Source organism: Aurantibacter sp. UH7 (genome assembly GCF_056839165.1).
This window is the reverse complement of record NZ_CM166388.1, coordinates 1,858,009-1,881,597: the sequence shown is the minus strand read 5'-3', so window position 1 is coordinate 1,881,597 and position 23,589 is coordinate 1,858,009. Positions and strand designations below refer to the sequence as shown.

The 23,589-nt window shown below is 35.4% G+C and carries 22 protein-coding genes; 8 read left to right on the top strand and 14 right to left on the bottom strand.

Annotated elements, in window-relative coordinates:
* From UH7x_RS07945 to trhO, 3 genes are all read right to left on the bottom strand, one after another.
* Window positions 1-534: a gliding motility lipoprotein GldH gene (locus UH7x_RS07945; RefSeq protein WP_482363192.1), complete on the bottom strand. Its 534-nt coding sequence runs from the start codon at window positions 532-534 to the stop codon at window positions 1-3.
* Window positions 482-1,795, bottom strand: coding sequence for a PSP1 domain-containing protein (locus UH7x_RS07940; protein ID WP_482363191.1), 1,314 nt, complete (start codon window positions 1,793-1,795; stop codon window positions 482-484). Before UH7x_RS07940 ends, UH7x_RS07945 begins: the two co-directional genes overlap by 53 nt.
* A 188-nt stretch (window positions 1,796-1,983) precedes the next feature.
* Window positions 1,984-3,015, bottom strand: coding sequence for an oxygen-dependent tRNA uridine(34) hydroxylase TrhO (trhO, locus tag UH7x_RS07935; RefSeq protein ID WP_482363190.1), 1,032 nt, complete (start codon window positions 3,013-3,015; stop codon window positions 1,984-1,986).
* Between the two features lie 505 nt (window positions 3,016-3,520).
* Here trhO and recA point away from each other — a divergent pair.
* The 4 genes from recA (at window position 3,521) to UH7x_RS07915 (ending at window position 7,221) form a co-directional block, all read left to right on the top strand.
* Window positions 3,521-4,525 carry a recombinase RecA gene (recA, locus tag UH7x_RS07930; protein ID WP_482363189.1) on the top strand — a complete coding sequence of 335 codons (1,005 nt, stop codon included), beginning with the start codon at window positions 3,521-3,523 and terminating at the stop codon, window positions 4,523-4,525.
* Window positions 4,526-4,644: 119 nt separating this feature from the next.
* Entirely contained in the window at window positions 4,645-5,058 is a 414-nt protein-coding gene (locus UH7x_RS07925; RefSeq protein ID WP_482363188.1) for a hypothetical protein, read from the top strand.
* Between the two features lie 43 nt (window positions 5,059-5,101).
* On the top strand, window positions 5,102-5,659 hold the full coding sequence (locus UH7x_RS07920; RefSeq protein WP_482363187.1) for an RNA polymerase sigma factor: 558 nt from the start codon (window positions 5,102-5,104) through the stop codon (window positions 5,657-5,659).
* A gap of 62 nt (window positions 5,660-5,721) precedes the next feature.
* Window positions 5,722-7,221 carry a hypothetical protein gene (locus tag UH7x_RS07915; protein ID WP_482363186.1) on the top strand — a complete coding sequence of 500 codons (1,500 nt, stop codon included), beginning with the start codon at window positions 5,722-5,724 and terminating at the stop codon, window positions 7,219-7,221.
* 77 nt (window positions 7,222-7,298) lie between these two features.
* On the opposite strand, the gene UH7x_RS07910 is transcribed toward UH7x_RS07915, so the two are convergent.
* Window positions 7,299-8,045, bottom strand: a complete 747-nt coding sequence (locus UH7x_RS07910; RefSeq protein WP_482363185.1) for a lysophospholipid acyltransferase family protein — start codon at window positions 8,043-8,045, stop codon at window positions 7,299-7,301.
* Window positions 8,046-8,118: 73 nt separating this feature from the next.
* On the opposite strand from UH7x_RS07910, the gene trpS reads away from it, so the two are divergent.
* Together trpS and UH7x_RS07900 are read left to right on the top strand one after the other, a co-directional pair.
* The gene (trpS, locus tag UH7x_RS07905; RefSeq protein ID WP_482363184.1) at window positions 8,119-9,087 is read left to right on the top strand and encodes a tryptophan--tRNA ligase; all 969 of its coding nucleotides are present in this window, start codon (window positions 8,119-8,121) and stop codon (window positions 9,085-9,087) included.
* Between the two features lie 349 nt (window positions 9,088-9,436).
* The gene (locus tag UH7x_RS07900) at window positions 9,437-11,911 is read left to right on the top strand and encodes a TonB-dependent receptor plug domain-containing protein (protein ID WP_482363183.1); all 2,475 of its coding nucleotides are present in this window, start codon (window positions 9,437-9,439) and stop codon (window positions 11,909-11,911) included.
* Between the two features lie 174 nt (window positions 11,912-12,085).
* Here UH7x_RS07900 and bamJ read toward each other — a convergent pair whose 3' ends face one another.
* Window positions 12,086-12,841: a BamJ family beta-barrel-assembly machinery protein gene (gene bamJ, locus UH7x_RS07895; RefSeq protein ID WP_482363182.1), complete on the bottom strand. Its 756-nt coding sequence runs from the start codon at window positions 12,839-12,841 to the stop codon at window positions 12,086-12,088.
* A gap of 146 nt (window positions 12,842-12,987) precedes the next feature.
* Complete coding sequence (gene dprA / locus UH7x_RS07890) at window positions 12,988-14,091, bottom strand: DNA-processing protein DprA (RefSeq protein ID WP_482363181.1); 1,104 nt, start codon at window positions 14,089-14,091, stop codon at window positions 12,988-12,990.
* A gap of 116 nt (window positions 14,092-14,207) precedes the next feature.
* Here dprA and UH7x_RS07885 point away from each other — a divergent pair, with 116 nt between their 5' ends.
* Window positions 14,208-15,179, top strand: a complete 972-nt coding sequence (locus UH7x_RS07885; protein WP_482363180.1) for an HU domain-containing protein — start codon at window positions 14,208-14,210, stop codon at window positions 15,177-15,179.
* Window positions 15,180-15,307: 128 nt separating this feature from the next.
* Complete coding sequence (locus tag UH7x_RS07880) at window positions 15,308-15,823, top strand: acyl-CoA thioesterase (protein ID WP_482363179.1); 516 nt, start codon at window positions 15,308-15,310, stop codon at window positions 15,821-15,823.
* On the opposite strand, the gene UH7x_RS07875 is transcribed toward UH7x_RS07880, so the two are convergent.
* From UH7x_RS07875 to UH7x_RS07840, 8 genes are all read right to left on the bottom strand, one after another.
* Complete coding sequence (locus UH7x_RS07875; protein WP_482363178.1) at window positions 15,820-16,656, bottom strand: aldo/keto reductase; 837 nt, start codon at window positions 16,654-16,656, stop codon at window positions 15,820-15,822. The genes UH7x_RS07880 and UH7x_RS07875 overlap by 4 nt on opposite strands.
* Before the next feature lie 10 nt (window positions 16,657-16,666).
* A complete protein-coding gene (locus UH7x_RS07870; protein WP_482363177.1) occupies window positions 16,667-17,902 on the bottom strand; it encodes a murein hydrolase activator EnvC family protein in 1,236 nt (411 codons plus the stop codon).
* Complete coding sequence (gene lolB1 / locus UH7x_RS07865) at window positions 17,892-18,695, bottom strand: lipoprotein insertase outer membrane protein LolB1 (protein WP_482363176.1); 804 nt, start codon at window positions 18,693-18,695, stop codon at window positions 17,892-17,894. The genes UH7x_RS07870 and lolB1 overlap by 11 nt, the downstream gene beginning before the upstream one ends.
* The gene (locus UH7x_RS07860; protein ID WP_482363175.1) at window positions 18,695-19,570 is read right to left on the bottom strand and encodes a tetratricopeptide repeat protein; all 876 of its coding nucleotides are present in this window, start codon (window positions 19,568-19,570) and stop codon (window positions 18,695-18,697) included. Before UH7x_RS07860 ends, lolB1 begins: the two co-directional genes overlap by 1 nt.
* Before the next feature lie 60 nt (window positions 19,571-19,630).
* Entirely contained in the window at window positions 19,631-20,149 is a 519-nt protein-coding gene (locus tag UH7x_RS07855) for a hypothetical protein (protein ID WP_482363174.1), read from the bottom strand.
* 48 nt (window positions 20,150-20,197) lie between these two features.
* Entirely contained in the window at window positions 20,198-20,632 is a 435-nt protein-coding gene (gene dut / locus UH7x_RS07850) for a dUTP diphosphatase (protein WP_482363173.1), read from the bottom strand.
* Between the two features lie 84 nt (window positions 20,633-20,716).
* Window positions 20,717-22,180, bottom strand: coding sequence for a lipopolysaccharide biosynthesis protein (locus UH7x_RS07845; protein ID WP_482363172.1), 1,464 nt, complete (start codon window positions 22,178-22,180; stop codon window positions 20,717-20,719).
* Between the two features lie 79 nt (window positions 22,181-22,259).
* A complete protein-coding gene (locus tag UH7x_RS07840; RefSeq protein WP_482363171.1) occupies window positions 22,260-23,504 on the bottom strand; it encodes a TCR/Tet family MFS transporter in 1,245 nt (414 codons plus the stop codon).
* Window positions 23,505-23,589 lie beyond the last annotated feature (85 nt).

The following is a 23,589-nucleotide window of genomic DNA, read 5'->3' as shown; positions in this document are numbered from 1 at the left end:
TTATTTCAATATGCTTTTTTCTATTTCAAAACCTACGTCAGTAATACCTTTAAGACTAACAACCCCATCAACGGCACCATTTGTTCTCATTGCGTGTGATAACTGTAAAGTATATACGCCCGAAGTCGGGAAAACGATGTTTTCTTTATACCACAGTTTATTCTCTTTAATACTGCCATACCCCTTGCCTAGCCAAGTACCATCTGGCATTGCCATTTCGTATTCCAAAGTATCTCTAACACTTTCGCCACTAGGAAAATTCATCTCTGCAATTAAAAATAGATTATTATAGGCAAACGTTTGATCATTTCTAATATTAATAAACATATTATAACGTTCAGTAGAATCTAATTCAGAAAAAGTAAACTGAACTATACTATCTTTTAGCCATGCACCATTTTCTGTACTTTTATATTCGGTTTTTACCGTTGCGGTATTACAAGAAAATACCAGCAATAAAAGTATACTAACAACAAGTAACCTAAGCGTTTCTTGGCTTCCTGTTTTTATTATTTCTTCTTTTTTTGTTCGCATTGGGGTTTGAACTCTTATTTGTGTTATTGCCTTGTTGGCTATTGTTATTTTGTTGTTTCTTCTTTGGCCGTTGCCCTTTATTTGCTTGACTATTCTTATTCGCCTGTGATTTATTATTCCCTTGTTTCCGATTATTATTTCGGTTTCTATTTTTATTATTAGACCTTTTCGGGCGATCGAAACGAGTAAGGCTATCTTGCCCAACAACGTTCTCAAATATCACTTTATCTTCAACGATATTTTCGACAGCATATTCTTCTAAACTTGCTACTTTTTCTTTTTTCTTATTCTTTTCTAAAACCTCAATAACCTGATCTTTAGAAAGGGTGTGCCAATTTGCTGGATCGTCTTTGTATGAAAACCATAATGTCTCTTTAAAAATATCTGTTTTTTGGCAAAAAGCGATTCCCTTTTCTGTAAACAATTTAGTGTCTTGAGATGGAAAATCTTTTAGCGCCTCTAAATACAAATCAAGTTCATAATTTAAACAACATTTCAATTTTCCACATTGGCCAGCCAATTTTTGCGGATTAAGCGAAAGCTGTTGATAACGTGCTGCCGATGTACTTACAGACCTAAAATCTGTTAACCAAGTTGAGCAACAAAGTTCGCGACCACATGACCCAATACCTCCCAATCGCTGTGCTTCTTGTCGGTAACCGATTTGGCGCATTTCTATTCGGATGCCAAATGCCTTTGCCATGTCTTTAATCAGCTGACGAAAGTCAACGCGATCTTCTGCCGTATAGTAAAACGTAGCTTTAGAACCATCACCTTGAAATTCTACATCCGAAATTTTCATCTGTAATTTTAAGATAATAGCCATCTCACGGGCTCTTTTCTTAATTTCTTCTTCGCGGTCTCGGCACTTTTGCCATTTATCTATATCACCTTGAGAAGCTTTTCGATATACTTTTGGAAGATCTTTGTCTTTATGGTCAACCTTCTTTCGCTTCATTTGAACCTTAACCAACTCACCCACTAAGGTAACCATGCCAACATCATGACCTGATTCTGCCTGTGTAGCAACTATGTCGCCAATAGAAAGTGAAAGATTTTCGGTATTCCGGAAGAATTCTTTTCTGCTGTTTTTAAATCGAACTTCAACACAGTCAAATAAACTTGTGCCGCCCGCGGGAGCCATATTCGAAAGCCAATCAAAAACTGTTAATTTATTGCAACCATCAGTGCCGCAAGTACCGTTGTTCTTGCATCCACGAGGTTGCCCGTCGTCACCGGTAGCACAACTACTACAACCCATATTTTATATATTGAAAGCGAAAAACCGATAGGTTTTTTCGCGTAAAGGTTCATACTTTATCTCAAACGTAAAGATACTAATTTTTTAGCGTGATGTGAAGTAAGTTAGCTCCACTAGACCTTTCGACAATAATCATTACGTCTATTATTTCGTGTAAGCCTGCTTTTCGCTGGTTTAAAATTCAACTATTATTTCTTGAATTTTAAAACTTCCGACCTTCCTTTTTTAAATATTTTATTGCTTGCACCCTTTCCTTTTCTCAGTTTTTTCTGTTCCTCAAAAGGCAACGCATGCACTTCTTTGCAATGGTCTGAACAGCATTCATTCATACTCTCTGCACATTTTTCGCATTGAATAAATAATAAATGACACGCTTCATTAGCACAATTAACGTGGGTATCACAAGAAGCACCACATTGATGACATTTAGATATCACATCATCAGAAATACGCTCACCACGTCGGTGATCAAAAACAAAGTTCTTTCCCAGGAATTTATTTTCTAAACCTTTATCATTCACCTGTCTGGTATAATCAATTATACCACCTTCTAATTGATAAACTTGTTTAAAGCCTTTATGCTTGTAATAGGCACTTGCTTTTTCACATCGAATTCCACCAGTGCAATACATTACTAATTTTTTATCTTCTTTATGTGCCGCTAAATCATTTTCTATTTCATCTAAAGAATCGCGAAATGTATCAACATCTGGAGTAATGGCGTTCTTAAAATGCCCTATCTCACTTTCGTAATGATTACGCATATCTACCAAAACAGTATCTGGATCTTCAATTAGTTCATTAAACTGTTCAGCACCAACATGAATGCCTTTATTGGTGACATCAAACGTGTCATCATTTAATCCGTCGGCAACAATTTTATTACGAACCTTTACCTTCAATTTTAAAAAAGACTTATTGTCTTGCTCAATAGCAATATTCAAACGAACATTTTCTAAAAAAGAAATACTATCTAAATGCTTTTTAAAAGCTTCGAAATTTACTGCAGGCACAGAAAGCTGGGCATTTACCCCCTCGTTAGCTACATAGATTCGACCTAAAACATCGAGTTCATTCCATTGAATAAATAGGTGATTTCTGAAAACCGACGTATTGTCGATATGTGCATATTTGTAGAAAGAGATGGTCAAGCGTTCTAAGCCTGCCTCTTCAATAAGTGTTGCTCTTTCTTTTGCACTTAAAGTATTGTACAGTTGCATGCTATACTAATTTATTAAGTTAAAGAATATATTTTGCCACTTAGGCGCAGCAAAGATAAAATAACCTGAATAAATCGTAGTATTTTACTAACCAAATTCAATTGTAACAACTAGAGTTTAAATTAAAAAAAAGAGTCTTGATTATATCAAGACTCTTTTTGGCCACCCCATTTTGTTTTCTTTTTCATAGAATTAAATGTAAAAAAGGTAAATGACCACCAATGCCCATTATCAGTTAAAATTAATCGCTTCATTGTCAAATTCGACCTCTATTAACACATAGACAAAACGACATACAAACTTTAACCAATCAATGGAAGTATGAGTTAGTTTAATTATTAGATACAAAACTTTTAAAAAGGTTGCGTGGAACATTTAATATTGATTACGATTCAATTAAGATATAATTAATAAACAGGTGGATAACTTTTTAGATTATGCTTTCTACGAGGTAGTATTGTGCCAAAAGATGTAGTATTTTAGCCTTCCACAAAAAACACAACTTATGAGCAACGAGAAAGAAGCAAAATTAAAAGCCCTAAAACTAACATTAGACAAACTTGACAAAACCTACGGAAAAGGTGCTGTTATGAAAATGGGCGACAAAGTCGTTGAAGATGTAGAGGTAATTTCTTCGGGCTCATTAGGTTTAGACGTAGCTCTTGGAGTTGGCGGATATCCACGTGGTAGAGTTGTTGAAATATACGGACCTGAATCTTCAGGTAAAACAACACTAACATTACACGCCATTGCCGAAGCACAAAAAAACGGAGGTATCGCTGCATTTATAGATGCAGAACACGCTTTTGACCGTTTTTATGCACAAAATTTAGGTGTTGATATTGACAACCTTATCATATCACAACCCGATAATGGAGAACAAGCATTAGAAATTGCTGACAACTTAATTAGATCAGGAGCAATCGATATTGTAATTATTGATTCTGTTGCAGCCTTGACCCCTAAAAGTGAAATTGAAGGCGAAATGGGCGATTCAAAAATGGGTTTACATGCTCGTTTAATGTCTCAAGCCTTACGGAAACTTACAGGTTCTATTAGCAAAACAAATTGTACTGTTGTCTTCATTAATCAATTGCGTGAAAAAATTGGTGTAATGTTCGGCAACCCTGAAACAACAACAGGTGGTAATGCACTTAAATTTTACGCATCAGTTCGTTTAGACATTAGACGATCTACACAAATTAAAAACACTGATGGTGGCGTTTTAGGCAACAAGACTCGAGTAAAAGTTGTTAAGAATAAAGTTGCTCCTCCATTTAAAACAACTGAGTTCGACATTATGTATGGTAAAGGAATCTCTAAAGTTGGCGAAATTATTGACCTTGGTGTTGAATTCGAAATAGTTAAGAAAAGTGGTTCTTGGTTTAGTTATGGTGACACTAAATTAGGTCAAGGGCGTGATGCAGTTAAGGCTTTACTAATGGACAATCCAGAACTTATGGATGAGCTAGAAGGTAAAATTAAAGAAGCAATTAGCGCACTAGCTTAAACCAAAAACTTATTTTAAAATAAAACGAAGCACTCTTTTGCAAAAAAGAGTGCTTTAATTGTTGCAATAAACGCAACCAAACACCTATGTTTTCATCTTATATGATAAAAAGTCATATTATGAAGAAGATGTACACAGTCATCTTGTTAGCTGCATTAGCTATTTCTACTGTATCTTGTTCCAAAGATGATGGAGACACTATAGAATTTAAGGCACTACAAATTTCAGAAGCAGATCTGCCAGAGTCTTTTTCATTAGGTAATACCTATGAAATTAAAGTAAGGTATGCTGCGCCTGATGGCTGCACCTATTTTGAAACTTTCGATGTAGTACAAAAAGACACTACTATTAGAGAAGTTGTAGCGATTGGATCAAGAAATATAGACTTACAATGCAATCAAGCAATTGTAGACCGTGAGGAAAGTTTTTTGTTTAAAGTAGTGCATAACCAAGATTATCTTTTTAAATTTTGGCAAGGCCAAGACGCAAATGGAGAAGCACAGTTTTTAGAAATTGAAGTTCCTATTGATTAGTCGAATTTAAATCGATTACTATAACCCTACCAATACCAATAATTTGAGTCTGAAAGAACTCATAGACAATTGTAAAAAAGGCAACAGGCAAGCACAAGAGCAATTATACCGCAAGTATTCCGGTGTACTGTTCGGTATTTGCCTCAAATACTCGCGCAATAAAACGGAAGCTGAAGATAATCTTCACGATAGTTTTATGACTATCTATGATAAAATAGGACAGTACAAAGCGAAAGGCTCTTTTGAAGGGTGGTTAAAAAGAATAACAGTAAATACAGTTTTACAGAAATACAGAAAAGAAGAGCATTTAAATATTGTAACCGATAATGCAGAAGAAATTATTGAAATAGATTCTGAATATTCACATATTTCGCTAGAAACACTGTTGCAATACATACAAGAATTACCGAATAAATATAGACTCACATTTAACCTCTATGTTTTAGATGGATATTCTCATAAAGAAATAAGTTCCATCGTAGGGACTTCAACAGGCACATCAAAATCGAACCTTGCGAGAGCAAGAAGCATATTAAAAGAGAAAATAGAAACAGAAACCGCTAGGTCGATAATCGGAATTGTGATTATCGGCATATTATAATTGATTGAAATGTTCTCAACCGGCATCTCAATTATTCAAAACACGAACTAAAGCATTGCATAATGAGCAAAAAAAACATAGATAAACTATTTCAAGAAAAGTTGAAAGACTTTAATGAAATACCCGAAGAACATGTCTGGAATTCCATTTCAGCTTCCTTAGACAAGAAAAAATCGCGAAAAATAGTTCCCTTTTGGTGGCAATTGGGTGGCGTTGCAGCTGTCCTTGCCGTGTTTTTTACGTTGTATAATCCTTCTGAAGCAGAAAACACTATTTCTCCAAAAATAACCGATATTGAAAATGTAGCACCTCAAAATGCCACAAACAAATCAGATTCTAAAACAATCCTATTCGACGGTTCAGTGGACGACCAAATTAAAGTTGCCAATACAGCAACTGAAGAATCTAGCGCTATTGAAAAAACTGGTGTTACACAAGTGGCAACAAAAATCGCAGTACAAAATTCTGTAAAACAATCAGATATTAATGCGAGCCAAAAAACAACTTCGACAACACAATTGGCTATAACAACTTCAGAAAAAATAGATAATTCTGAGCGAGTACAGGCGGAACAAAATACTAGCACAACCCAGGAAAATACTTCCAATTCCAACAACGGTATTGCTGTAAATGACAATGGAAGTTTTGACAAAAGTAATTCAGCTTCTAATCTAACTTCAACTCAACTGCCTAATAAAAATAGCATCGAAGAAAGTTTATCCAGTGTAACCGAAAAGGAGGAAATCATTGAAGGTTTAGAAGAAGGGAAGAAATCTATTTTCGATGAAATAGAAAAACAAAATGAAGAAGAGGAAGTGCTTGCTGAAGCTTCTAATAGTAAATGGTCTATTGGTGCTAATCTGGCTCCTGTTTACTTTAATTCTTTCGGTGAAGGCTCTTCTATTGACCCCTCTTTTAATAACAACTCTAAATCTGGAATAGTTAATATGAGCTATGGTTTATCAGTAGCCTATGATGTTTCGAAAAAATTGAGTCTACGTTCAGGTGTAAACAAAGTAAATTATGGTTACAATACCAACGAAGTTGAATTTTCTCCCTCTTTACAAGGTTCATTATCTAGTAGATTAAACAATGTAAATTATACAGAGTCCTCTGAAAATGTAGCCGTTGGCAACAAATCTGAAAACGTTGCTAGCCTTGCCAATAGATCGTCTGATGTAATATCAAACAACAGCTCTAGAAATGGAGTAATGGCGCAAGAATTTGGTTATATTGAAGTGCCTGTAGAACTAGATTATGCGCTTATAGAAAATCGTTTTGGTATAAACTTAGTAGGTGGTGTTAGTACCTTATTTTTAACCAACAACTCGGTAGCATTAAACGGTGCCGATGAAACTATTGAACTCGGAGAAGCCAACAATTTAAATGATGTAAATTTTAGCACCAATGTCGGATTCGGACTTAATTACAAGTTTTCCACAAAAATCAGGTTTAATGTAGAACCAGTATTCAAATACCAATTGGGTACATTTTCAGACACCTCCGGCAGCTTTAATCCATTTTCAGTTGGAGTTTACAGTGGAATTAATTTTAAATTCTAATTAAATAAAAGATTAGACCTGTTGTGGTTATCAGGTCTTTTAAGCGCCTCAATCTTTGTATTGAGGCGTTTTTTGTTTTACAAAACTCTGGATTCTAACTCCTTTAATATTACTGCTCTTACTTGTTCGCGAAGCATTTCTTTATCCGATTCATCTAAGAGTCCTGTTTTAAAAAATGGATGCACCTTTGATCTTATTCTACCGGGGCCTCCACTTAAAAAAGTGAATGAAAATCGCTTCTTATTATCTAAAAAAGTAATTGGCACTATCGGAATCTTATGAGATAATGCCATCTTAAAAGCACCATCTTTAAAAGTGTCCAAAATTACTGATTCATCTTCAGGCACCCCTCCTTCTGGAAAAATACAAATGCTTAATCCTTGTGATAATCGTCTTTGCGCTCTTCGATACACACCTGTTCTACTACCACTATTAGAACGATCGACCATGATACAAACGCGTTTGAAAAAGAAACCGAAAAGTGGAATTTTCGCCAGTTCTTTCTTACCCACAAAAACAAATGGATTTCTACTAACGTGCAACATCAACATAATATCGAGCATACTTGTGTGATTGGCCACCAACATATAACTTTTACCTTTTTCCAACTTTTCCTCATAAACAACTTTCGGTGGACAGCCCATTCCATACAAAATTGGCCTTGCCCAAAGATTACGAGCCATCCAAAAAAACTGGGGATATGTTTTCTCACTCAAGGTAAAAAACAACAGAAAGGGAAAGAATACAACTATTGGCACAGCCACTAAAAAATAAAACCAAATTCGGTAAAACGTATACCCTAAATTTTTAATCAACTGAAGCATGAAATCAAAAGTAGCAAATTCATAGGGTTATTTGCTATTTGTTTTACCTTTGTCCCTTTCACAAAATTAACACATGGCACGTATTTTAACAGGAATTCAAAGCACAGGAACACCACATTTAGGAAACATATTAGGCGCTATAATGCCTGCCATTGAAATGGCAGCGCAACCAAATAATGAATCCTTTTTATTTATTGCAGATATGCATTCGATGACCCAAATTAAAGATGGGGATAAATTGCGAAATAATACCTATGCCACGGCAGCAACCTGGTTGGCTTTTGATCTCGATATTGAAAAAACCATTTTCTACCGCCAAAGTGATGTGCCTCAGACTTCAGAACTTGCTTGGTATTTAAGCTGTTTTTTTCCGTTTCAAAGATTGACGTTAGCACACTCATTTAAAGACAAAGCAGGCCGATTAGAAGATGTTAATGCTGGTCTATTCATGTACCCGATGTTAATGGCTGCCGATATACTTATTTACGATGCTGAAATAGTACCTGTTGGAAAAGACCAATTGCAACATATCGAAATTACTAGAGATGTTGCTTCTCGTTTTCATGCCCAAATGGGAGAAACTTTTGTTTTGCCTAAAGGTGAAATACATAAAGACACCAAATATGTGCCCGGTACGGATGGTGATAAAATGAGCAAAAGTAAAGGAAACCTCATCAGTCTTTTTCAGCCAGACAAGAAACTTCGAAAACAGATTATGGGAATTAAGACGGATAGTACTCCGATGGAAGACCCAAAAGACCCCGATACCGACAATATATTTGCCTTGTATAAATTATTAGCAAATGAAGACCAAATTGCAGAAATGCGTCAAAACTATCGTAATGGCAACTACGGCTATGGTCATGCAAAGCAAGAACTCTACGAAGTGATTCTTGAAAAATTCGGACCTGCTCGTGAAAAGTTTGATTACTACATGAACAACAAAAATGAGATAGATGAGGCGCTTGCTCAGGGAGCTGCCAAAGCCAAAATAGTAGCTGATGGTGTTTTAAACCGTGTTCGCGCTAAAATAGGCTACTAACTAGAAGAAAAGACCATTCAGTTTGTTTTAATAATTGTCAGCAGACTTCCTTTATTAAAACCATAGATTTACAACGTATTTTATCGATGAACCGTTGTAATTAAGCAGTCTCTAGCTAAATCCGAATGCACTAGCGACTCACTAGTTTGTAAAATCTAAATTAGTTCAAACACTCTCCGGGTATTAAACGAATAAGAACCTTTATTTCGAAACTTAATAACTGGAAAAGAGGTTTTTATAATACGCAAATTTATCTAAATTCAATTTATTCGTATTTTTATTACGAACTTCATGTCTATCTTCTATGCGAGTCTCTAAAAACCATCTAGTCCTTCTTTGTATTGTCTGGATGTTTTTTATCTCAAGTACTTCGGCTCAAGAAAATACTACATTTAAAAATATCTTGGGTAAACTCGCGACTTATGCAAATATTAATGAACCGGAAAAAGTCTACATACAGACCGACAAGGATTTTTATACTAATGGAGAGGTTATTTGGTTCAAAACTTACTTATTGAACGGGTTAAACCACATGCACAGTACTAAGAGTAAAGTTGTATATGTTGATCTCATAGATTGGAACAAAAATATAGTTTCGCAACGAAAGTTATTTGTCAGACAATTAGGGGTTTCGGGAGACATTAGAATACCTGATGAGATTGAAGAAGGACACTACACTTTAAGAGTCTACACAAAATATATTCTAAACGATGAAGATCCCATTTTTTATAAAAAGGAAATTAATATTTGGGCACAGCCGTTAAATTCGAACAGCAGCACGTCAACAAACAAAACAATATCGGAAAATTCTCCAAATGAGATTACAAAACTAGATACTAATGAATCAATTGTTCAATTTTTTCCTGAAGGAGGTGATTTAACTACTGATCTTGATTGTGTTTTGGGCATAAAGATAACCGACCAAGCAGGTAACGGTATTGCTTCAATAGGAGAAATTTATAATCAAGAAAATAACCCAGTAGCTTTTTTCAAAACATACCAATACGGTCTAGGTAAAGCTCACTTTACGATTGAATCTGGTTCGAAGTATTACGCCAAATTTGAAATCGATGGCTACACTAAAAAATATACCATTCCTGAACCCAAAACTAGAGGATACGGTCTACAAATTTTCAATTTAGAGGAGCAATTACGTATTCGGGTTTCTACTAATATTAATAATGGCTTAAAAGGTTTGATTTTATTAGGCCATATACGTGGCAAAGTAATCTTAAAGCAGGCACTTAACTCAAAAGACAAGAATATCCATACCGTTAAATTATTGACTTCAAAACTTCAAGATGGTATTGTACATTTTACACTTTTCACCCCTAACGGGGAACCAGTCTGTGAGCGTCTAATATTTGTCGAAAATCCAAAAAACGAATTAAAGTTCTCATTAGTCACTGACCAATCAAAGTACAATTTACGTGATAAAGTCAATTTAAAACTTGCAGTAATCGATGATAATGGAAGACATGTAGATGGCGATTTTTCTTTAAGTGTAGTTGCCAAAAATGGACTAAATAATGCTTCGGAAAACATTAAAAGTTGGATATTGTTAAACTCTGATATGGGCGGTACAATAGCAAATCCAGATTATTTTTTTGACAAAAAAGTTAAGGGTCGCAAAAACCTTTTAGACCTATTGATGCTTACACATGATTGGCGAAGGTTTACCTGGAAATCGTTCAAAAACCAAAAGACAGATAAATTGCCTTTTCATCCGGAAAAAGGTATTGTAATAAGTGGGAAAATAGCTGCTTCAAACAATCCCCATCAACCAAAAGAGGCAATAACTACCCTTGGCATCTTGGCGCAAGATATATACCAAAGCAAAGAAACGACTAATGCTAAGGGACAATTTACATTCGGACCCTTCTTTTTTCAAGACTCTGTTGAAACCATTATTAATGCGAAAAGTTTGTCACAAAACAATAACAATGAGCTGGCCATTCATCTAGACCCACCATTTCCTAATGTACCATTTAAGGATAATGTAGTCCGTTCGATATCACCAATAGCAACGAACAATGCACAACCCTATCTCGAAAAAGCCAGAATTAAACAAATGACCGATTTTAAATATGACAAAAAAGTTACAAAGTTAAAAGAAGTGATAGTGCGAACTAAAGCCAAAACAAGAGAAGAACTTATTAACGAAAAAATGAATGCCAGAACTTTATACGGCCAGGCTCAAAACAGACATATTCCTGATGAAAATCGGTGGATGCAAACTGGTAGTGTTCTTGATATTGTAAGGCATACTCCTGGCGTGAAGGTTACTGGAAATTATCCACAGCAATCTGTGCAAATTGGGGGCCGGACAAGTTTTAAAGAGGCTACTCCGCTTTATTTGTTAGATGGCATGCCTGTTCCAGAAAGCGTAGTCAGCAGTATGCGTCCTTTTAATGTTTTATTTATTGATGTGCTTAAAGGTGCAGATGCCGCTATATACGGTATGAATTCTGCCAACGGAGTAATTGCGATATATACTAAAAGAGGTGAAGATTTTGATGATAAACCGAAAAGACAACCAAATATCGCCAACTTTACGATTGCTGGATTTTATAAAACTAGAGAGTTCTACTCTCCGAATTATGCTGTTTTAGCACCAAACCACAAGAAGCCCGATTACCGCACTACGCTCTATTGGGAACCGAACATTTCGGTTAACGAGAATGATAATGCTGAAATTGAGTTCTACACGAGTGACACAATTGGAGAATATTTGATACGTGCAGAAGGCATGACTCATGATGGAAAACCGGTAACTGGTTATCAAAAAATAATTGTAAGCGATGAAGACACCTCAAAAATGTAAATAACTCAAACCAACCCAGTGGTTGGTAATGTTCACTTTCTCGGCTTCACTAGTTTATAAAAGAAAAGACGAAGGAAGGAATTTCATCGATAAAACCCTTTTATCATGAACATTTAGTAATACTTTGTATAAAACTAAAACCGTTCAGTTGGTTCTTATGTGTAATATTAAAGTCTATTTCTCAATGCTCAATAGCTCCATTTCAAAAATTAAAGCAGAATAAGGCGCTATTAATGGACTTCTACCATTTGGCCCATAAGCTATCTCTTGCGGAATAAAAACTTTCCATTTTGAGCCAACTGGCATTAATTGCAAGGCTTCTTGCCAACCCTTAATTACCTGAGTCACTCCAAAAATCGAAGGTTCACCACGTTCAATTGAGCTATCGAATACTGCACCATCAATTAACATACCGGAATAATGAACTTTTACTTGGTCTGATGCTACTGGAATTGCGCCTTCTCCATTCGTTAAAACTTCATATTGTAATCCACTTTCGGTAGTTACAACTTCAGGTCTTTTCCCATTTTCCTTCAAAAATTTAATACCCGCCGCACTTTTCTCTTTTGCTTCAGCCTCTTGCACTTTCTGAATCGTAGTTTGTATAATATTTTGTGCCTCCGCCTGTGTGATTTTTTCTTTACCTTTTATTGCGTCTTCCACAGCTACCGAAAACGTATTATATGAAATAGAATCAAAACCTATCGTTTTTAAATTACCCCCGATACTTACACCAAAGGCGTAACTGAATTCCTGAATACTATCTTTTAGGTTTACTTCTTTTGATTTTTCAATGGCAGCTAACTTCTCTTGCAATTCGGTCTTATTTGCCTTAAGTTGAGCTATCTCATTTATAAGATCTTTCTTTTTTTGAGCTATGCCATTAAAACCTAGAAAAAGCACAATAGTTATTAGGATGTATTTATTCATTTTTGATATATAATTTGCGCAAAAATAGTTAAAATCTAAAAAGGCAAACGCTATTTATCGCTGCATTTGGATACTTCTACAACAAACTTGTGAATTAGAGAATTTGCTATTACTGATTTCAGTATTTAAAGAATATAAATAATTTCCTAAATAGCTTCAAACAATTTTCCGGGTAGCGGGCGTATTACGCCCTTCATTTCCATATTTAATAAAGTTGATGAAACCTTAAATACTGGCATCTTACAATCTAAAGAAATAACATCTAGCAACTGCTTTCCTTCCTTTTGTAAATAAGAATAAATGTGTTTCTCATTGTCATCCAACTCAACAAATAGTTGTTTTTGTACTACAGCAGACTTCTTATTCTCAAGCTCCCATCCCAGATTATAAACCAAATCTGCAGCAGAAGTTAGCATCTGCGCTTTTTGTTGTTTTATTAAGTTATTGCACCCAACACTAAACTTATCGTGAGATCGCCCAGGTACTGCAAACACATCTCTATTATAACTATTAGCAATATCAGCAGTTACTAAACTACCGCCTTTTTCAGCAGACTCTATAACAATAGTAGCCTCACTCATTCCCGCAATTATTCTATTCCGCTTTAAGAAATTCTCTCGTTCCGGACTACTATTACTCCAAAACTCGGTAAAAAAGCCTCCGTTTTTTTCAATATCGGCCATGTATCTTTTGTGTACTTTCGGATAAATTTGATTTAATCCGTGTGCTAAACAACCAATAGTTTGTAAACCATGTTTTACTGCTGCTCGTTGTGCACAAATATCAACACCATAAGCAAAACCACTCACAATTATAGGGTCTAAAGGCGTAATAGCTTCAATAAATTCTTCACAGAATGCTGTGCCGTAACTGGTAATCTTTCGTGTACCTACGATACTGATGATTTTTTTCTGGGTTAGGTCTATATTACCAGACTTAAATAACAAAATGGGACCATCGATACAATGCTTTAAATACGCCGGAAAATCAGGCTCCATAAAGTAAGTAAAGCTAATGTCATTCTTTTGTAGATATGAATGTTCGGTCACTGCCGCTTCTAGGTGTTCTGTATCGAAAAGTCCTTTTAACTTAAAACTACCAACCCCATCTACTTTTTGAAGGTGGTGGAGTTTATCTTCAAAAATTGCCGCCGCACTTCCACAAAATGAAATAAGCTTTTTTGCAGTCACATCACCAATATTTGGCACGTGTTGCAAACGAAGTAATGCTATAATTTCATTTTCAGACATTCAATACATTCTAAGTTATTGGTTGTTAGTTATCCACAAAATACACCTTTTTTAATGTTAATAAAAAGCAAATTTACGTGACGAGAGGCGCAAAAAAATTTCGATATTTGCAATGCATGGTATTAGAACACTATATTTCTGAACTTTTATATCGTTACAATTGTGTAGTGGTACCAGAGTTTGGCGCTTTTCTTACTCAAAGAAAATCTGCCGGATTACACAAAACTTCGAATACTTTTTATCCACCTTCTAAAACGCTTTCATTTAACAATCAATTGACCACAAATGATGGTTTATTGGTTTCTTACATGGCAAATGCCGAAAATGTAAGCTATGAAACCATGTTGAAAAAGGTAACTGAAGCTGCCAATGAGTGGAAGCATAGTTTAAAAATGGGCAACCGAATTAAACTAGAAAACATTGGGGACATTTGGTTGAATGATGAGCAAAAAACTCAGTTTCAACCTTCGGAACGTGTAAACTACCTTACTTCTTCCTTCGGATTATCAACTTTTGTTGCTGCGCCAATTATAAGAGAAGATTTAAAAGAGGAAGTACAAGAATTAGAAGAAAAAATACCTTTTATAATTACCCCAGAGCAGCGCGAAACGTCTTCTTACAGGCCGTATTTAAAATACGCTGCTATTTTCTTGTTGGCTGTATCAGCAGGATTTACAGGCTACCGCACTTTAAATGAAATGAAGCACAACAAGCAAGTTGCATTTGAAGAAGCACAAGAACAAGTTTCTAAAACGATACAACAAGCTACTTTTTTTGATACGACTCCATTAGAATTACCCGTTTTAGAATTGGAAGCAGAATCTGTTATAAATCCGAGTTTTGATCCCAATTCACCAGAAAAAACACATCATGTTATTGCTGGTGCTTTTCGATTTGAAAGAAATGCACAACGCAAAATTCGCCAACTAAAGCAAAGCGGCTATAATGCAACGTATTTGGGTACCAACGATTTTGGTTTGCACATTGTTACATACGATAGCTACAAAAATCCTCAAGAGGCATTAAGCGCACTTCAGAAGATTAGACAAACGCAATCTAGAGATGCGTGGTTAAAGTCGGTTAAGTAGTTGCTTACAATATAATTTTATTCCTTTTATTATTGACTTATTTACTAAACTCCGGTTTAGTTTCTAAATAAGTAATATTCCGATATTTTTCTACATAAGCACCTATCTTTGCCGGAAAAAGAAATCGAATGCAAGCTAAAAAGCCTAGCGAATCACGAACTATCATGACAGACATGGTTTTACCAAGTGAAACAAACCCTTTAAACAATCTATTTGGAGGTGAATTATTAGCACGTATGGATCGTGCTGCTAGTATTGCGGCAAGGCGACACAGTAGACGAATTACAGTTACTGCTTCTGTGAACCATGTTGCCTTTAATCATCCCGTGCCAGTAGGTAGTGTTCTTACTGTTGATGCTGCCGTTTCAAGAGCATTTAGAACTTCTATGGAAGTTTATATTGATGTTTGGATGGAAGACCGGTTTACTGGTGAGCGTTCAAAAGCCAATGAGGCAATTTATACTTTTGTAGCTGTTGATGATGCCGGGCGACCAACAGAAGTTCCTGCTTTGGCACCAGAAACTGCACTTGAAATAGAACGTTTTGATGCTGCTTTACGAAGAAAACAGTTGAGCCTTGTACTTGCCAACAAAATGAAGCCTAGTGAAGCTACCGAATTGAAAGCGCTTTTTACCGCCTCTTAGAAACTAAAATTATCGGGGTCTGGACCAATGCGTTCTCCTCTATCAAGGCTATCTAATTGTGCGATTTCTCCGGCACTCAATTCAAAATCAAAAACATCGGCATTTGAAATAATACGTTGGCTTTTAGAAGACTTCGGAATAGTTACGATGCCCTTCTGTAAATTCCAACGTAAAATTATCTGCGCTGGCGATTTTCCGTACTTTTCAGATAATTCATTACAGATATCTAAGCTAAATAATTTGCCCTGCATAAAGGGTGACCAAGCTTCATATTGAATTCCTTTTGAAACACAAAAATCAACTAAATCTTGATTTACTAAATACGGGTGAAATTCCATCTGGTTTACCATCGGAATTACCTCCGAACCCTCCATCAAATCTTCTAAATGGTGTTTCATAAAATTACTGACACCAATCGCTCGGATGCGCTTTTCGCGGTATAATTTTTCCAGTGCTCGCCAAGTATCTTTGTACTTTTCTTTTACTGGCCAATGAATTAAATATAAATCGAGATATTCTAAATCTAATCGTTCTAAAGTAGCTTCAAAAGCACTTAAAGTACTTTCATATCCTTGATCGCTATTCCAAACTTTACTTACAACAAATATGTCTTCCCGCGCCACATTACTTGCCTTAATCCCTTTTCCCACACCTTCTTCATTACCATAAACAGCGGCCGTATCGATATGGCGATATCCGAAATCTATTGCAGACTGAACTGCATTAATAACTTCTTGATCATTTGCCGATTGATAAGTGCCTAAGCCCAGATACGGCATTTTAATGCCATTATGCAATTCAAAAGTCCCTTGTAAACCTGTAATTTTCTTCATCAAATTCTTTTTAAAGTCGAAACACCCACTCTTCTGGGTTTAGTTTTTCAGTGTCTTCATAAAGATAAAATTTTAATCTTGTTTGGCCATTTAATCGGTTGGTAGCAACTTTACCTAATTCGTCTTTGGCAGCAACAACATCACCTTTCTTCACAAACACTGCAGAAAGATTGTAATAGGTGCTTATATAATTACCGTGTTTTAGTGTTACACCATTATTTCCGCCCGGAACACTCATAATCGCAATAACTTCACCTTGAAAAATTGCACGAGCTCTTGTACCCTCTTCTGTGGTAATTATAACTCCGTTACTCTCGTGTTTGATTCCCGGATAAACTGCATCTGGGTATATTCCAAAACCTTGGCTTTTAATACCTCTATCAACAGGCCAAATCAACTTTCCTTTGTTCGCAGCAAAATTATTGGCAATTAATGAAGCTTCGGGCGTTAGCACAAACTTATCTGAGCTTACTGCTTTTTTACCTTGTTTTTCATTCTTTGTATTGGAAGCTACAATGGCAGCACGAATTAAAGCGTCTATTTGTTGATCTATTTTACGTGCTTCCTTTTTCTTCTTTTGAACCTCAGCGGTATACTGACTTTCATTTTTGCGAATAGTAGCCAAAAGTTCTTTTTGAACTTTAATCTCCTTAAATATCTCGCCTTTAGCTCGCTTATTTGCAGCTATTAAACGGTCTGCCTTTTTTCGTTGTTCGGTAAGCTGGAGATTACGCGCAGAAAGCTCATCAGTTTTAGTTAAAATAGCCAAACCTTGCGACTTACGATAATCTGTATATTGTTTTATGTATTGAAGCCGTTTCATCGCCTGCACAAAATTTTCAGAAGACAATAAAAACATTAACCGACTTTGCTGTACTTTACTTTGATAAGACTTTTGAATAAGCGCAGCATATTCATCTTTTCGTTCTTGCAATTCTTTTTTTAATCTTGATATATTTTCAACATTCTCATTAATACTTTTATTCAAAGCATTGCTTTGCTCATTGGTAACATCAATAAGTTTTTGCCGTACTTTTATTTTATTATCAAGCGCTTCCATTTGCTCTAAAACATTACCGCGTTCTTTTTTTTCGGCAAAAAGTAAACGATTTATATCTTCTATTTCTTTTTGAAGTGCCTCACGCTTGGCTTCTAAATTTTCTTGATCAGTATTTTGCGCATGTGTACCAACCGTTATAAACAGTAATAGAACAACAAAAAATATGTGGCGCCTTTTAGAAGTCATTCTTAGTTAAAACGATTTCTTTAAATCCATCTGGTATTTTATAAGGAAATCGCAAGTCTTGATCAAACTCAATATTGCGATATTCTATATCAATTATATTGCGCTTCTCTTTTTCAATAGCCACAATTTTGATTTCGCTAGGCAAAATCCATTTATGGATTTTCTGATAGTTCTTATAGTTGATATCGAGAAGCCGTTTGCGCAGAGGTTGGGATATTTGTTGCGAAGCCATTTTAAAATTATCCGGTTCTATTTGAAATAGAATTTTAAATAAAGTCCCTGCACTTTTGGGTTTTAATTCGTAGTTATCTGTAGCTGCTGTTAATGAATAAGGCTCTTCCCTTAAATTAAAAAGTGCCTGACCTAAGAGTAAATTCTGTACTTTTTCAAAATCAAGTTCGGTGCCCAAAATATTACTTAAATAAGAAAAATCGCCATCGAAATATTCATTCTCTAATTTGTTGTAAAAACTAACACGATTGGGCGTAATGTATGCCTTTACAATACCTAACGGTGCGCTAATCCAAATAGCCTTATCCTTTTCCATTCTAAGACTTACCGATAGCCCCTGAGAACCATCTCCATCGGAATAGTCAATTTTTAATTTACCAACTATGGTCTTAAAATCAAGCTGATTTAAATAGTGTTGGCGAATTACATTTTTAGCCGACATTTTACTATTTACAGAACCATCTGTAGCCAACTTTTTAGTTCCGCAAGAGCTTACGATTACCAGCAAAACAAAAAGTACAATTCTATTTTTCAATTCACTCATCATACGCCACTTTCGCATTAAAATCCGGGTTTTACTCTACTAAGATACATATTCGCCTTTACCGAATTGCCCATAGTAGTATATGCATTAGCCAATTCGCTGTAAAATTTATTTTCTAGTGCAACATCTTCCAACAAATAATCCATTCCTGATTCTAAAACTTCAATAGCCTCTTTATTTTTGCCCATTTTATTTAAGGCATATCCATTCGCATAATAGAAATAAGGTTGTAATGGGTAGGTATCTAAAGCCTCTTGACTTAAACTAAATAACTGCTCGTTATTATCACTTATAATTAGATTTTTTATCTCCGTTTTATACGCTTCCAAAGGGTTTTTATCAATTGTTGTCGTGTTACTATCTAAGGTCTTTGCCTTAGTAGCTACTCTTTTTATTGCCGTGTTTATTTTCGACTCCAGCTCTTCTGAAAAAATTGAGGCATCTAAAGGACTTAGTATTTTTAAGGCTTGCTCATATTTTTTCTGGCGATAATAAATAAGTGCCAAGTTTTCTTTTAATTGTTGATCTGAAAATGACAACTGCGATTTTATTCCTTCAATAGTATTGCCTTGTTTTTGAACGAGTTCTACTAAAACATTTAGATACCATAAATTACCAGGCTCATTATTTACGGCTTTAATGGCATATTCTTGTCCCGTGATATATTGCTTATCTGCTAAGTAGGACTTTGCCAATTCATAATCCACGACAATATTATTGGGTTGCAATTGCTTGCATTCTAAAAGCAGATTTATTGCCTTATCGTAATTCTCAATTCCTTTTTGCTTTAAAGCTTCAAAAAAGTTCTCTTGAAAAGCATCGGAATACTCCTCTAAAAAGACTTCTGCACTTTCTTCAACGTTAATATCTGGAGTTTCTTCTTGGGCGTACATAAGCTTCGGAATTGCAATGACTCCGCAGATAAACAACAACATATACAACTTGACTCTCACTTATATCTCCTTTTCTAATTTCCTAAGCACCATTTTATTTCTTCTCAAATGTACAACCCGAAACTCTTTAGTTGATTTTAATTTGAGACGCCTACCACTAATTGCCTCAAAATAATTAAGCTTTAAAATCAATTCATCATTAATCATATTTATTCTCCATTTACCTTGAATTCTCTGCGAAGGCACAAACACATATTTACCTCCTCTATTGCAAATACCATCACGTCTTGGTTTATTTGGAACAAAAACCTTTCTTGCTTTTATATAATCATTTAGAAAAACATCATCATATTGTGTAAACGTCCACTCAGTGCTTTTATCATTTTCTTCGGTTAGATAATATGCTTCATTACTATAAACTTCAACTTCAGAATTACTTTCTTCTTCTGAAAAAACCCATGTATTAAAGATATAGTCTGAATTAACATTAAATCTTTCCAATTCTTGTGCACTTAAAAAAGTGTTAGAACCTATTAAAATAAAGAGTACAACAATCTCAAAAGGCCTTCTCATCTTCATCAAAATTAATATTGATGAAAAAACAATACAAGAACTATTCCAATTGAATTACTTAACCCCTGTACTTCCAAAACCTCCTTCGCCTCTTGCTGTTTCAGAAAGTTCTTCAACCTCAATCCATTCCGCTCGTTCATGCTTAGCAATTACCAATTGGGCAACACGTTCGCCGTTTTCTATCGTGAAGGACTCATTTGATAAATTGACTAAAATTACGCCTATTTCACCTCTGTAATCCGCATCTACTGTTCCGGGAGCATTAAGTACTGTAATACCCTTTTTCGCTGCTAAACCACTTCTCGGTCGCACTTGCGCCTCAAAGCCCACAGGAAGCTCTATAAATAGTCCTGTTTTGATGATTGTACGCTCTAAAGGTTGTAACGTTTGTGAAGTAGAAATATTGGCTCTTAAATCCATTCCCGCTGATGCACCTGTTTCGTAATGCGGCAGTGCATGTGCCGATTTATTTATTATTCTGATATTCATTTTTCTTTTTGAATTTATGATGGAAGACCGCTGACCATTGTCAAAGCATTCCTGTTTCCACTATTCTTTTACTTTATACTCTTTTCAACCTTTCCTAAGAAATATCTTTCGCAACATTTCATTTTCCATTTTATATACTAGGCCTAAAAACAATAGTAAGAGCACAGTACCAATAATCATATTTCTATTAAAAACATAAAACGCTAATCCAGAAAACAAGATTGAAACACTTAAATAGAATAGAATTTTTCTAAAATTATATGGTATGGGATAGTGCGACTTCCCAAAATAATATGAAAGCACCATCATACTACCATAGGCTAAGACCGTAGCTATTGCTGATGCCATATAGCCTAAAACTGGAATTAAAGCAAAGTTTATACCAATTGTTATACAAGCGCCAATTACTGATATGAAAGCACCATAAAGTGTTTTATCGGTTACCTTATACCAAACAGAAAGGTTGTGATATATTCCTAGGAAGAACCCTGCTAATAGAATAAGTGGCACAATTTTCATAGCCTCCCAATATTCTGAATTCTGTATAAATAAGACTTTAAACAAATCGGCATATACTACAACACCAAGTAAAATAATACTGCCTAGCACTACAAAATAATTGGTAATCTGAGCATATGCTTTTTGTGGATTCTCAGACTCTGCATGACTAAAAAAGAATGGTTCGATTCCCATTCTAAAAGCTGTAGCAAACAAAGTCATAAACATGCCCAATTTATAGCAAGCAGCATACATTCCAGTTTCACTGTCGGCTACATCTTCAGGTAGTAAACGTTCGAGTAATATTTTATCGAATACTTCATTGATTGTAAAAGCTATACCAGCCACCAAAACAGGCCATGCATATTTAAACATTTGTTTCCATAATGAAACATCGAAATCATATTTACTTTTTAAATATAAGGGCAGCATCAATAAAAAGGTAACAGCACTTGCTATTAGATTAGAAATAAATATATAGGATATTTCAAAGTCAGCAACGTACAAGGAACTTAAAAATCCATCCGGATTTTCCTGAACCATTTTTGGTAATAGAATTAGGAAAAAGAGGTTTAATCCTAAATTAATAACCACATTAACTATCTTAATAATGGCATATTTCATGGGGCGTTCATTCGCCCTTAACCACGCAAATGGAATGATAACAAAGGCATCTAAAACGATAATGGCAATAGCGTAACGAATAAACTGCACATCGATATTAGAAGCACTTGACATCGAATTCTGAAAAATTAAAGCAAATACAGCAAACAATAGTGTTGAGCCTAGAATTGAAATAAGGGAAGTCGACACCACTTTTTCTTTGTCCTCCGCCTTATTGTAAAACCTAAAAAAAGCCGTTTCCATCCCATAAGCCAAGAAAACGTTGAATATTGCTATCCAGGAAAAGATTACTGTAACCCTGCCATATCCGGCGGTTTCTAAAACACCTGTATATAATGGCAGTAGCAAAACGTTAAGCACACGCGGCAGCACAGTTGCCAGGCCATAAATGGCGGTTTGCTTAAAGAGTTTTTTAAGTGGATTCAAAAGTGCTTTTGTTTACGTTATCAAAAGTACCTAATTAGTGCCTGTTTTTAAACACTTGCTTAAAAGATTCTATGTAGAATTATAATTGTTGGGTTTCCAATTGGATGTCAGAATCCAAGTCCATTTTCTTCATGGCTATAACTGCAAATACAAATGCAACTAATAGAAATATAGACGCTAGCGCATAAGGCGCTCCTGGGAAATAAACAGCTCCTTCAGGTCGAATAAAGTAATAAAATACCGATGAGAACACCAATTGGCCTATAATTGCAGTTACACTTACTAAACCTGTAATGGCACCTTGAAGGTTTCCTTGTTCTTTTTCTGATACTTGATTTGAAATAACTCCTTGAATAGTCGGCCCAGCAACACCACCAAAAGCATACGGAATTAAATACGCATATAACATCCATGGCTCTTCAGCTTGTGAGAACAAGAACATACCTATTGTCCAAAGCATAAACCCCGCAATTATAGTTTTTTTCTTGCCAAATTTTTTCACCACGACACCTACTAAAAACCCTTGAGCAATAGCGACTAGCAATCCAACTACCATAAGTGATACTCCTATTTCTCTAGGACTCCAATCATAACGCTCAATACCATAGTACGACCATGTTGATGGCAAGGCTTGCCCCGCCAAATTCGCCAAGAAAAAAGCAAATATTAATAACAAAACTCCTCTATAGTTTCGTAAGCTCACCAACGAAACACCTGGAATCATTTTTAAAACATTAATAGGCCGCCTATTTTCTTCAGTTAAAGATTCAGGCACAAAGAAATAACCAAAAACGAAATTTGTAAAAGTGAGTCCGGCTGCAATGTAAAATGGTAAACGAATATCTATATCACCGAAAAACCCTCCGATACCCGGCCCAATAATAAACCCTAAGCCGAAAGCTGCGCCAATAAGTCCAAAGTTTTTTGCCTTATTTTCTTTTGTACTAATATCAGCAATATATGCTGAGGCCACCGTAAAGCTAGCTCCTGTAATTCCCGCTAAAAACCGACCTACAAATAACCACATGATTGTCGGAGCCCAAGCATGAATTAAATAATCTATGCTCAATCCTAAAAGTGCCAATAATAGAATAGGGCGTCTTCCATATCGGTCGGAGATTTCACCCAAAACTGGTGAAAACAAAAATTGCATTCCGGAATAAGCAGTCATCAACCACATGCCGTAAATTACGGCTTGCGCTGTGCCTTCCCCTGTCAATTCCATAATTAAATCGGGAATAATAGGTATAATTATTCCGATACCAATTACATCAACTAGTATGGTAATAAAGATAAATAGTAAAGCCTTTTTGTTTGATTGCATGATGAGGGCAAAAGTCGGGTAAAAAAACTGAATTAAAATGTTAGTACAAAAATAAACCCCACATTGCTGTGAGGTTATATTATTT